The following is a 12,268-nucleotide window of genomic DNA, read 5'->3' as shown; positions in this document are numbered from 1 at the left end:
TTTCTTGGGCTTTTCAGAACAGGATCGATATCCCGGAGACGACGAGGAGTGCGTAGGTCAGTGTCAGGAACGCCTGCTGGCTGATGCGCCGTTGCAGGTGGTTGCCGATGAGCACGGCCAATGCCAGCATGGGCAGGCCTATGACGGTGATCGCCACGGCGTGCGGCGTCCACTCGCCGGCCGCGACCTGCTGCGCTCCCATCACCGTATTCAGAACCACCCAGACGCAAGCGACGGTGGCGCGGAATTCGTCCTTGTCCTTCAGCCGCGCGGCCGCATACACCACCAGCAGTGCGCCGCCCGAGACGAATAGGCCATGAATCACCCCCGAAGCCAGCAGAATCACCGTCATCAGCCAAGGGCGAGGCTCGCGCGTGGAGGGAAACAGCAGGTTCTTGAGGGCGACGGCGATGATGAACAGGCCGTACGCCCGCTGCAGCGGGGCGAGGGGCAGCGCGCGATACAGCAGCATGCCGGCGACCATGCCGATCATCATGAGCCCAACCATGCGGATGAGTTCTCGCCAGCGAATATGCCGGCGATGCTGCATGCCCAGCCAGAGACAGGAGACAAGGGCCATGGCGTTGAGCACCACCCGCGCCTCGTCCGCGCCGATAAGCATCATCGAGGCCGGCATGGCCAGAACGGTGCCTGCGAATCCTGTGATCGCCTGAATCATATTGGAGACGAACAGCACGAGCAGAAACAGGATGTCGCGGGTGATTTCGGCCATGGTGTCTCCTTCCCGCGCGCCGGCGAACAAGCGGTGCCAAGCGTCCGTATGGCACGTTGTGGACACGATAGCGTGGCTATGTAAAGACTCTGCGTCTCGTCCGCCGCGCGGGTCCAATGCCGCGGCCGGTGGCGGATCGCAATGGGCGAGAGCATAAGCGAAAACCCCTCGAACCGTTGATATCTCAACTGTTCGAGGGGTTTTCATCCTCGTGCGAGTGGGGGGACTTGAACCCCCACGAGCATACACTCACTGCCACCTGAAGACAGCGCGTCTACCATTCCGCCACACTCGCAGACAAGGGGACAATTTACCACCAATAAATATATGAAGCAACTTGGCGTGTCGCGCGCCGATTTTCCGAAGGAAAATCACAAGCGCGCGACGCGAGGAGGAGAAGAGCCCTGTGGGCTCTTTGACGACGGAGCCATCCTTTGCGCGCCGATTTTCCGAAGGAAAATCACAAGCGCGCGACGCGAGGAGGAGAAGAGCCCTGTGGGCTCTTTGACGACGGAGCCATCCTTCGCGCGCCGATTTTCCAAAGGAAAATCACGAGCGCGCGACGCGAGCCGGCCGTAGAGAAAGCCCTGTGGGCTTTCGTGCCGGCGGAGCCATCCTTGAATTCGCCGATTTCCTTCGGAAATCACAAGCGCGCGACGCGAGCCGGCCGACCCGCTACTCCCCGTAAAAATGCGCCAACGATTCGTCGCGGAACTCCTCGAAATAGCCGCCGTCGATCGAGGCGCGAATATCGTCGAGCAGTTTGATGAAGAAATACTCGTTGTGGATCGTCGCCAACGTGAACCCGTTGAATTCGCGGGCGCGCAGCAGATGGTCCACATACGCCTTCGAATAATTCCGGCACGTATAGCATTCGCAGCCGTCCTCCAACGGCCCGAAATCCGTTTTGAATTCGGCGCGTTTGACGTTATATCGTCCGTGCCGCGTGAAAATCGCGCCGTTGCGGCCGCATCGCGCCGGCGCCACGCAGTCGAAGGTGTCGCCGCCGTTCTCCACGCAGGCGAAGATATCGTCCACCGAGGCGATGCCGAGCACGTGGCGCGGCCGGTTTTCGGGCATCGAGTCGCAGATCCACGCGCAGATGTCGCCGATGATGCGCTTCTCCAGCGCGCCGCCGATGCCCACGCCGTCGAAGTCGAGCGAGGCGATCTGCCCGGCCGCCCGCCGGCGCAGGTCCTCGTAGTTCGCGCCCTGCACCACGCCGTACAGCGCCTGGTACGGCTTGCCCAGACGTTCGGCGGTGAGCCGCTCGTGCTCGGCCACGCAGCGCTTCGCCCAGCGGTAGGTGCGTTCCACCGACTCCTCCTGGTAGCCGCGCGTGTTCATCAGCGTGGTCAGCTCATCGAAGGCGAACATGATGTCCGCGCCGATTTTGTGCTGGATGCCCATCGAGATCTCGGCGGAGAAGCGATGCCTGTCGCCGTTTAAAGGTGATTTGAACGTGACGCCGTCCTCGTCCACGAAGGCGAGGCGCTCCTTGCCGGCGGCGATCACATCGTCCGACTTCATGCCGGTCACGTCCATCGCCAGCGTTTTTTTGAAGCCCGAACCGAGCGACAGCACCTGGAAGCCGCCCGAATCGGTGAAGGTGGGGCCGCTCCAGTTCATAAAGCGCCCCAAGCCGCCGGCCGCGTCGAGCACGTCCTCGCCCGGTCTTTCGAACAGGTGGAAGGCGTTGGACAGCAGGCATTGCGCGCCGAGTTGGCGCATGGTTTCGGGCAGCACCGCCTTCATGGCCGCCTGCGTCGCCACCGGCACGAAGGCGGGGGTGCGGATGTCGCCATGGGGGGTGTGGATGATGCCGGTGCGTCCGTAGCGCGCGCCGCCGCGCCCCTTGCCTTCGGGGGCGTCGGGCAGGCGGGTGATGGTTTCGAAGGAGAATGCGGCCCGGTCTCCCGGCTGGCCGGCCGCGGCTCCGATGGGATGGTTCAGGAAGTCGGTCATAGGCTTCACTTTAAGCGAACGTGTCGTACGAAAAGCTGCGTTCCGCTGTGTTATGCGTGTGATATGTGTGTGATGTGTGATGATGGCGGCCGGTGTGGCCGAGCTCACAATAGGCCTGAGGTTGGGCGGAAAACCGCATGATATCAAGCTTTTTGATTGGGCTGGATGTGGCGTCGCACGGCTTTCGCAGGCTTGCTCATAATGCTTGATGACGTTTCGGTTTCTTCTCCCAATGAACATTCAGGAAACTTCCAGAGCGGCTATCTTAACTCTTAATTAGCAAATCGAAAGCCGGCGGCGCCGATTGCTGAATGAAGGAAACTTTGCCGCCGACGAATGAAGGAGCACATATGGCTGAAGAGAACGAGCGCTGGAACGCCGGCGCGGGCGCGTCAGATGGCCAGCAGACGCCGAATGAGAACGCCGCGCCGCAGAACGAACAGCACGAACAGCACGAAGCGACCGTGTCGATCGACCCCGTGGAGAACACCGTCCCCATGGGCACACCGGTCGCCGCGGATCAGACGCAGGACACGACGGTGGCGTCCGACACGCCGGATTACGCCGCCGCGGCGGGCGAACAGACCGTCGTGTCCTCCGCGCCGACAACCAATACCGCCGCGCAGGGCGCTTCCGCCCAGCAGCAGTACCGGCCCGCGCCCGAGTACGGCGCGTACGGTCCGACGCCCACGCAGTCGGCCGCGACCGGCCAGCAGGGCGCACCGGCCAACGGCCAGGCCCAGCAGAACGGCGCCCCGACCTCGATCTTCGGGTTCGGTCAGCCCCAGCAGAACGGCGCGCAAGGCAACCGCAACCCGTACACCAACGCCGGCAACGGCAATCCCTTCTTCAATCCGCAAGCCCAGCAGAGCGCCACGCCGGCCGGCGGAGCGGTGCCGCCGCAGCAGGGGATGCCGCAGAACGCGGCCCAGCCGGGCGGCTCCCGTCCGCACGCCTCCAGCGGCACGGTGAAAAGCGTGACGATCGCGGTGATCTCCGCGCTGCTCGCCGCCGCGCTGTGCCTGGGACTCGGCTTCGCGGCCATCACCAACGGCTGGGTGACCGTGCCGACGTCCAATTCCCTGTCGAACGTCAGCTCGAATAAGTCCGGATCCGGCTCCGCCACGGCGAAAACCGGCGAGGCGACCGATTGGAAGGCCGTGGCCAGCGAGGTCTCCGACTCCGTGGTCGCCATCCAGGTCGCTACGGAAAACGGCAGCGCGCAGGGTTCCGGCGCAATCCTTGACTCCGAAGGCAATATCGTGACCAACAACCACGTGGTCTCCGGCGCGCAGCAGATTCAGGTGACGCTGGCGAGCGGCGCGATCTACTCCGCCACATTGGTCGGCTCCGACACCACCACCGATCTGGCGGTGATCAAGCTCGACAATCCGCCGAGCGATCTGAAGGGCGTGGAATTCGCCGACTCCGACCAGCTCGCGGTGGGCGAGGACGTGATGGCCATCGGCAATCCGCTGGGCTATGACGACACCGCCACCACCGGCATCGTCTCCGCGCTGAACCGCCCGGTGAGCGTGATGGACGACGAGACCAACTCCCAGATCGTGACCAACGCGGTGCAGCTCGACGCGGCCATCAACCCCGGCAACTCCGGCGGCCCGACCTTCAACGCGGCCGGCCAGGTGATCGGCATCAACTCGTCGATCGCGACGGCCAGCTCGTCCAGCTCGTCCGCGGGTTCGATCGGCATCGGCTTCGCGATTCCGTCCAATCTGGTCAAGCGCGTGACCGAGGAGATCCTCGAAACCGGTTCGGTCACGCACGTGGCCCTGGGCGTGACCATCGCCTCGTCCACGGTCGAGGCCGACGGCGTGACCCGCGGATGCGCGCTGATCAAATCCTCCACGGGTAGGTCGGCGGTCGTCTCCGGCGGCCCCGCCGACCAGGCCGGCCTGCAGGAGGGCGACGCCATCGTCGCCTACAACGGCAACGCGGTGAACAATATGTACTCGCTGCTCGGATACGTTCGCGCCGCCGCCATGGGCGACGAGGTGACGCTCACCATCGTGCGCAACGGCAACACCATGGACGTGAACGTGACGCTCGACCAGGAGGAGGACACCGTGACCGGATCCAACAGGTCCGAATCCGACAGCCAGAGCAACCAGAACGATCAGGACAGCCAGGACGGCCAGAGCGACGGCAACAGCGACAGCGACGGCTACGGTTACGACGGCCTGACCGATCCGTTCGGCCTGTGGTAAACCCGACGCTTCGGCGCCTCTAGACACGCGAAAGGCGGTCGGTGACATTCAGTCGCCGGCCGCCTTTTCGCATGTTCGTCGCTCTGCCGGACCGGGGCAAAGCGACCGCCCGCGGAACTTGCGCCGCCGGCGGACTGCTGGTAGCGTTGGCTCGGCATAAATAAATTCTTACGCCGTGTATCGTGAGCATCCGCGTTTTCCGTGGAGTCGCGATGGGTTTAACAAGGCGTGCACATGCGGGGTCGACGCATGGCACGCGAACGACCCCAAAACGACGTAAGGAGACCTGATGCGCAAGGCATTTGAGATAGCCAAAAACGTTCCGCTGCTTCCCATCACGATTCTGGCGGCGATTCCTCTTCTGTTGCTGTGGGACTACCGTCCGTGGGGCGGATCCGTGCCCTTCCTTGGAATCCTCCCCGTAAACCCCTCGCTGGGGCAGTGGGTGGTGATCGCGTTGGTCGCCTACACCGTGGTGACCACGGTGATCGGCATGGTGGACGACCTGCGGCACGGCATCGTCGGCGTCGACGTGCTCGCCGTCATCGCCATCCTCTCCACCGTCGCCGTGCAGGAATACTGGGCCAGCTGGGCCGTGGTGCTGATGATCTCCTCCGGCGAGGCCATCGAGGAATACGCCCAGTCCAAAGCCGAAAGCAACCTGACCGCGCTGATGGCGGCCGCGCCGGTCACCGCGCATGTCTCCACATTGCCCGGCGTGGGCGTGAGTGCGGGTGCGGGAACGGGTGCCAAACCGGCCCGCAACATCGGTACGCGGCATGACGGATTCCGCCCCGTCGCCCCCGTAGTCCCCGGCGGCGAAACCTGCGCGATCACCGACCGTGACGCGCAGGCCTGCGAAACCGCCGTCGCCGACGCTCTCAAGACGGATGCGCGCAGACGGGGAGGGGAACGTGCGGAATCGAAATCCACAGGCTCCGAAACTCCGGCGCGCGACGCGCATTTTCGCACGGTGCCGGTCGACGAGGTGGCGCTTGGCGATGTGGTGATCGTGCTGCCGGGCGAAACCGTGCCCGTGGACGGCGAGCTGCTGTCCGGATCCGCCACGCTCGACCTGAGCAATATCAACGGCGAACCCGTGCCGCGTGAGATCTTCGCGGGCGCGCGCGTGATGTCGGGCGCGGTGAACGGTTCGACCACGCTCACCATGCGCGCCACGCAGGTGGCCGGAGACTCGCAATACCAGCGGATCATGTCGCTGGTCGCCTCCGCCCAGGAATCACGGCCCGCCGTGGTGAAAACCGCCGACCGTCTCGCCGTGCCGTTCACCGTGCTCGCGCTGGTCATCGCCGGCGTGGCATGGGCGATGGCCGGCGACCCCACACGATTCGCCCAAGTGCTGGTGCTCGCCACCCCGTGCCCGCTGCTGATCGCCGCACCGGTGGCCTATGTGGCCGGCACGGGCCGCCTCGCCAAAGCCGGAGTGCTGATCAAAACACAGGACGTTCTGGAGACGCTCGGCCGCGTGGGGCATGTGTTCTTCGACAAAACTGGCACGCTGACCGTCAAGCAGCCGCAGGTGGTGCGCGTGGAGATGCTGCCGGGCGTGGACACGCGCCTCAATCAGGACCATGTGCTGATGATGGCCGGCGTGGTGGAGAACTACTCCGTGCATATTCTCGCCAAGGGCATCGCCAAAGCCGGTTTGGAGGCGTTGGCGCGTCTCGACCAGCGTTTCGCCGACGGGCAGCGCAGCTGTCCGGAACGCGACTTTCCCGGCCATGGCCGCGAGCATCCGGTGGTCAACAACATCGTGGAGGACGCCGGCAAAGGCGTGAGCGGCGAGGTCAACGGGCATCGGGTGCGTGTGGGGCGGCTGGCTTTCGCCAACGAATCCCAGGACGGGTTCCAGCCCGTGACGCATGACGATCAGTCGGCGCGGCCGAACGTTGCGGTCGGATCCATATCGGGCGATGCGGCGGGCGTCGACATGTCGGCGAATTCCACGGCGGTCACCTCGGCGGATATGCCGTCGGACGTCAGTGCGGAAGCGGGCCGTGTGGCGCGGTCTGAACTCCACGAGATGCCGTCCGCATCCATACGTGCGCGCTTCGGTGCGCTCGCTCCCGACGAGATGGCCACCTACGTGTCCGTCGACGGGCAGCTGGTCGCGCGCATCGTGTTGCGTGACGTGCCGCGCGCCAACGCGAGCCGGGCGTTGGCGCAGCTGCGCGAGCTGGGCGTGGGCGCGCTCACCATGCTCACCGGCGACAAGGCCGCTTCGGCGCGCATCATCGCCGACGAGGTGGGCATCGACGATGTGCAAGCCGAACTCTTCCCCGAAGATAAGGTCAACGCGGTGCGCAAGGCTACGGCGATGACGGAGCCCGGTTCGCGGCATACGGTGACGATGATGGTGGGCGATGGCGTCAATGACGCTCCCGTGCTCGCCGCCGCCGATATCGGCATGGCCATCACCGACGGCACGTCGACCGCCGCCTCCGAATCCGCCCAGGTCGTGATTATGAACGACGATATCGCCTCCGTGCCGCGGGCCATCGCCATCGCCCGCCGTACCCGCCGCGTGATGCTGCAAGCCGTGCTGCTCGGGCTTGGTCTGGCGCTGGTCGGTATGATCGCCGCCGCGTTCAACCTGATTCCGGTGGTGCTTGGCGCGTTCCTGCAGGAGGCCATCGATGTGGTGAGCATTCTATGGGCGTTGACCGTGCTCATCGACCGCGACTGACCGGTTGCGGCGGAGGCAGTTTCTGACGAGTTGGCACTTGGGGCCTCCAGTTGGCACTGCGTTGTGAAGCCAGTGTTCGCGCAACGGCGGAATGACGTTGCCGGCCTCCGCCGACGCCCCGAATCGGGTGCCAACTGGAAGGGCCAAGTGCCAACTCGTCGTGACCGATGCCGCAGATGAACGTTTGACGGCCGCGAGGCGTGGCGATTTCTTGTGGGAAGTGCGGTTCCCCTCTGTTCAGCGGGGCCGGCTTGCGTTAGTCTGTAACGCGTGACTGAAAATACTGAACTTCGCATTGCCGTTATCGGCGCCGGCCCCGCCGGCGTCTACTCCTCCGATATCTTCCTGCGCCAGCTGGGCAAGCTTGGCGAGGAACTGGGCCTGGGCACCAAGGCGCGCATCGACCTGTTCGAGAAGCTGCCCGTGCCGTTCGGTCTGGTCCGCTACGGTGTGGCTCCCGACCACCCGTCCATCAAATTCATCGCCGACGCGCTCGAGAAGACGCTCGACAACCCCGACATTCACCTGTACTGCGACGTGGAGTTCGGCAAGGACGTGACGCTGGACGAGCTGCTCGCCCGCTATGACGCCGTGCTGTTCGCCACCGGCGCGATCAAGGACAAGCCGCTGAACCTGCCGGGCGCCGACCTCGACGGCGTGTACGGCGCGGCCAAGTTCGTCGAATGGTACGACGGCTACCCCATGGGCGCGCGCGAATGGCCGCTGACCGCCGAGCAGGTCGCCGTGATCGGCGGCGGCAACGTGGCCATGGACGTGGCCCGCGAACTCGTGCGCAACGCCGACGACCTCAAAGCCAAAACCGATATTCCCGACAACGTCTACGAGGGCATCGGCAAGAACCAGGCCAAGGAGCTGCATCTGTTCATCCGCCGCGGCGTGGCCCAGGCCAAGTTCAGCGTGCAGGAGCTGCGCGAGATGGAGAAGCTGCCCGGCGTGCAGCTCATCATCGACGAGGACGATTTCGACCTCGACGAGGAGACCATCGAGGTGGCCGGCAAGGACAAGCTCACCCGCCAGATGGTCGAGGAGCTGTTCACCATCCGCGAGATGGCTTTGGATATGGAGGACGACGGCGACGTCGACTTCGAAGGCAACCCCGCCGACCGCAAATACTACGTGCACTTCAACTCCGCCCCCACCGAGGTGCTGGGCGAGGACGGCAAGGTGGTCGCAATCCGCGTGGAACGCACCGAAACCAGCGCCGACGGCAAGATGAGCCGCACCGGCGAATTCACCGACTATCCGGTGCAGGCCGTGTACCACGCCATCGGCTACCAGCCCGCCGAAGCGCCCGGCATCGCCTACGACGGCAAGGGCGCGCATCTGGCCAACGCCAACGGCGACGGCCGCATCACCACCGAAGCAGCCGGCGGCGAGGTGCGCGAGCGTCTGTACGCCACCGGTTGGGCCAAGCGCGGTCCGGTGGGCCTGATCGGCTCGACCAAATCCGACGCGCTCGCCATCGTGACCAATATGCTCGAGGACCTGGCCAAGGCCGCCGAGGGTGGCCGCGTGGCCGAGGACCGCGATCCCGAATCCATCGACCGCCTGCTGGAGGGCCGCGGCGTCAAGCCGATCGACTTCGCCGGCTGGAAGAAGGTCGACGCCTACGAGCGTGCCGAGGGCGCGAAGGAAGGCCGCGAGCATAAGAAGGTCATCGACCCCGACCAGATGCGCGAATTGGCCCACGCCTGATTCGGATGCCTCCATTCCCCTCCGTCATCCTGAGCGTAGCGTAGCGCAGCCGAAGGATCTCACTGCCGTCCAGGCGATCCTAGATTCTTCGACTCCGGGCTGCGCCCTCCGCTCAGGATGACAAGGGGTGGCGGCCAACGCTTCGCTTCGGATGACGGGGCCCTCCGGAAACGGCTCTTCCCGCTGTGGGCTGATATTCAGATAACTTCCAGCCGCGCTCTTTACTCTGAGCCCTATGAATGGGAAAATGCAGGTGCACGGCCACTACAACGGCCTGAAAACAACGCTGTTGTTCGCGTTGATGTGGGGCGTTATCATGCTGATTTGGTGGGCCACCGGCGGCCAGCGCAGCACGTTGAGCATCTACATCGTCATCGGATTGATCACCACATTCGGCTCGTACTGGTTTTCGGACAAGCTCGCCATCGCCTCGATGGGGGCGCGCGAGGTGTCCGAGCAGGAGGCCCCCGAAATCTACGCCATCGTGCGCGAACTGAGCGCCACCGCCGGCAAGCCGATGCCGCGCATCTACATCGCTCCCACGGCCAGCCCCAACGCCTTCGCCACCGGACGCAACGAGCGCCATGCCGCCGTCTGCTGCACGCAGGGCATCCTGCAGATCCTCAACCGGCGCGAGCTGCGCGGCGTGCTGGGACATGAGCTCATGCACGTCTACAACCACGACATCCTCACCTCGGCCATCGCCTCCGCCATGGCCACGGTGATCACCTATCTGGGCTATTCGCTGATGTATTTCGGCGGCGGCTCACGCGACCGCGACAACAATTCGGGCGCGTTCGGACTGATCGGCGTGCTGCTCAGCGCGATCCTCGCGCCGATCGGCGCCTCGCTCATCCAGATGGCGATCTCGCGCACCCGCGAATTCGACGCCGACGAGGACGGCAGCCGACTCACCGGCGATCCGGAGGCCCTCGCCTCCGCGCTCAACAAAATCTCCTACGGAGCGCAGACCACGCCGATGCGCAAAACCGCCGCCACGCAGTCGGTCTCCTCGATGATGATCGCGAACCCCTTCTCCGCGCAGGGATTCTCCAAACTGTTCTCCACCCACCCGCCGACCGAAGAGCGCATCGCGCGCCTAATGCAGATGGCGCAGGAGATGCGCGGCATGCCCGTGCAATCGTCGGAATACTCCACCCAGGTCGGCTACTAGACTGCTGGGCCGCTAGGCGGCCTGCGGATTACCGTCGGAGATTCCTCGACTACGCTGCGCTCCGCTCGGAATGACGCAAACGTTCTGCTCGGAATAACGGGTGGGGCGCGCTCTGCTCGGAATGGCGGTGGAGTCGCGTTTCGCTCGGAATGACGCAAACGGTTCGCTCGGAATGACGTTGATGATGCGGCGTCATCCCGGGCGGAATGTTTGCGTCATCCCGCACGGAACGTTCGCGCCATTTCCGCCGAAATGTTTGCGTCATTCCGAGCGAAGTCGAGGAATCCCGATTTCCTATACTTAGGCGGCCTGCGAGATCTCGTATACTTAGGCGGCCTGCGAGATCTCGTCGATCAGGCGCAGCTCCTCGTCGGTGAACGTCGTGTTGCTCAGCGCTCCGATATTGTCGAGAATCTGCTCGGGTTTCGACGCGCCGGCCAGCACCGAGGTGACGATGCCATCGTGCAGCAGCCAGGCGAGCGACATCTCGGCCAGCGTCTGCCCGCGCTGCGCGGCCAGATCGTTGAGCGCGCGGATCGCGGCCAGTTTCGACTCGCTCAGCGCGTCGGCCTGCAGGAATCGTCCGTCCGTCTTGATGCGTGAATCGGTGGGAATGCCGTTCAAGTAGCGGTTGGTGAGCATACCCTGCGCCAACGGGCAGAACGTGATGATGCCCTTGCCCAGCCGCGCGGCGGTGTCCTTCAATCCATTGCGCTCCACCGTGCGGTCGAAGATGTTGTAGCAGTTCTGGTTGATGACGAACGGCACGCGCAGGTCGGCGAGGATCGCCGCCGCCTGTTCCAGCCGCTCGCCGTCGTAGTTCGACAGGCCCACGTACAGCGCCTTGCCGCTGGTCACGGCGCTCGCCAGCGCGCCCATCGTCTCCTCGAGCGGGGTTTCGGGGTCGGGGCGGTGGTGGTAGAAGATGTCCACATAGTCGAGCCCGAGGCGGGTCAGACTCTGGTCGAGCGAGGCGAGCAGATACTTGCGCGAGCCCAAATCGCCGTAAGGGCCGGCCCACATCTCGTAGCCCGCCTTGGTGCTGATGATGAGCTCGTCGCGGTACGGCTTGAAATACTCGCGGATCAGGCGGCCCACGTTCTTCTCGGCGCTGCCCGGCTCCGGACCGTAGTTGTTGGCCAGATCGAAGTGGGTGATGCCGTGGTCGAAGGCGGTGAACGTGAGCTCCTTCATGCGCTCGTATGGCGTGATGTCGCCGAAGTTGTGCCAGCACCCGAGCGAGATGGCCGGCAGTTTGAGGCCGGATTCGCCGCAGCGGTTGTAGGTCATGCCGTCGTAGCGGCCAGGGTTGGGATGGTATTCGTTGGTGGGTTCGAACATCGTCGTCGCTCCTCGAAAGTCGTATGTCGTTCAGCGTGTTTGGGTCGTTTCGCGCCGTTCGCCACGGTCCGGCGTCACGCGCCGTTCATCTCTTGCTGTTTGTTGCTTGTTGACTGTTGTCGTCCTCCATTGTGACCCCTACCCACGTCGAATCCCCGCTCGACGCGCGGGATTGTCCGTGGTGTCGCTTCGCTGACGTGGTGGTGGCGTTTCGCTGGTGTGGTGGCGTCGCTTCGCTGACGTGGCGGTGCCCGCGCTCCGATGGCCGTGGCGGTGCCCGCGCTCCGATGGCCGTGGTGGTGCCCGCGCTCCGACGCCCATGGTGCGGGCGGTGGCGAGTCGGTTATGTCGTACTTGTCGATTCACGGGCCGACGGTGCCCGTGGCGTGGGTGGCCGCGAGTCGGAT

Annotated in this window: 7 protein-coding genes and 1 tRNA gene; 4 read left to right on the top strand and 4 right to left on the bottom strand. The window is 64.7% G+C overall.

Annotated features, from left to right (window positions below):
- Positions 1-13 precede the first annotated feature (13 nt).
- The 3 genes from BE0216_RS06980 to tgt form a co-directional block, all read right to left on the bottom strand.
- Positions 14-733: a sulfite exporter TauE/SafE family protein gene (locus tag BE0216_RS06980; RefSeq protein ID WP_094635813.1), complete on the bottom strand. Its 720-nt coding sequence runs from the start codon at positions 731-733 to the stop codon at positions 14-16.
- Positions 734-945: 212 nt separating this feature from the next.
- Positions 946-1,028, bottom strand: a tRNA-Leu gene (locus BE0216_RS06975).
- Between the two features lie 380 nt (positions 1,029-1,408).
- Positions 1,409-2,698: a tRNA guanosine(34) transglycosylase Tgt gene (tgt, locus tag BE0216_RS06970; RefSeq protein WP_094635814.1), complete on the bottom strand. Its 1,290-nt coding sequence runs from the start codon at positions 2,696-2,698 to the stop codon at positions 1,409-1,411.
- Between the two features lie 350 nt (positions 2,699-3,048).
- Here tgt and BE0216_RS06965 point away from each other — a divergent pair, with 350 nt between their 5' ends.
- The 4 genes from BE0216_RS06965 to htpX all read left to right on the top strand — a co-directional run bounded on the left by BE0216_RS06965 (position 3,049) and on the right by htpX (position 10,520).
- A complete protein-coding gene (locus tag BE0216_RS06965; protein ID WP_094635815.1) occupies positions 3,049-4,923 on the top strand; it encodes a S1C family serine protease in 1,875 nt (624 codons plus the stop codon).
- Between the two features lie 289 nt (positions 4,924-5,212).
- Positions 5,213-7,630: an HAD-IC family P-type ATPase gene (locus BE0216_RS06960; protein ID WP_094635816.1), complete on the top strand. Its 2,418-nt coding sequence runs from the start codon at positions 5,213-5,215 to the stop codon at positions 7,628-7,630.
- Between the two features lie 270 nt (positions 7,631-7,900).
- Positions 7,901-9,346 (top strand): FAD-dependent oxidoreductase, encoded by a 1,446-nt coding sequence (locus BE0216_RS06955; protein WP_072724280.1) that lies wholly within the window; start codon positions 7,901-7,903, stop codon positions 9,344-9,346.
- A 235-nt stretch (positions 9,347-9,581) separates the two neighbouring features.
- Entirely contained in the window at positions 9,582-10,520 is a 939-nt protein-coding gene (gene htpX, locus BE0216_RS06950) for a zinc metalloprotease HtpX (protein ID WP_094635817.1), read from the top strand.
- 327 nt (positions 10,521-10,847) lie between these two features.
- On the opposite strand, the gene BE0216_RS06945 is transcribed toward htpX, so the two are convergent.
- Complete coding sequence (locus tag BE0216_RS06945; protein WP_094635818.1) at positions 10,848-11,861, bottom strand: aldo/keto reductase; 1,014 nt, start codon at positions 11,859-11,861, stop codon at positions 10,848-10,850.
- Positions 11,862-12,268 lie beyond the last annotated feature (407 nt).

The sequence above is a fragment of the Bifidobacterium eulemuris genome, assembly GCF_014898155.1.
In the GTDB taxonomy this organism is placed as follows: domain Bacteria; phylum Actinomycetota; class Actinomycetes; order Actinomycetales; family Bifidobacteriaceae; genus Bifidobacterium; species Bifidobacterium eulemuris.
This window is presented reverse-complemented; position numbering and strand designations above follow the sequence as displayed.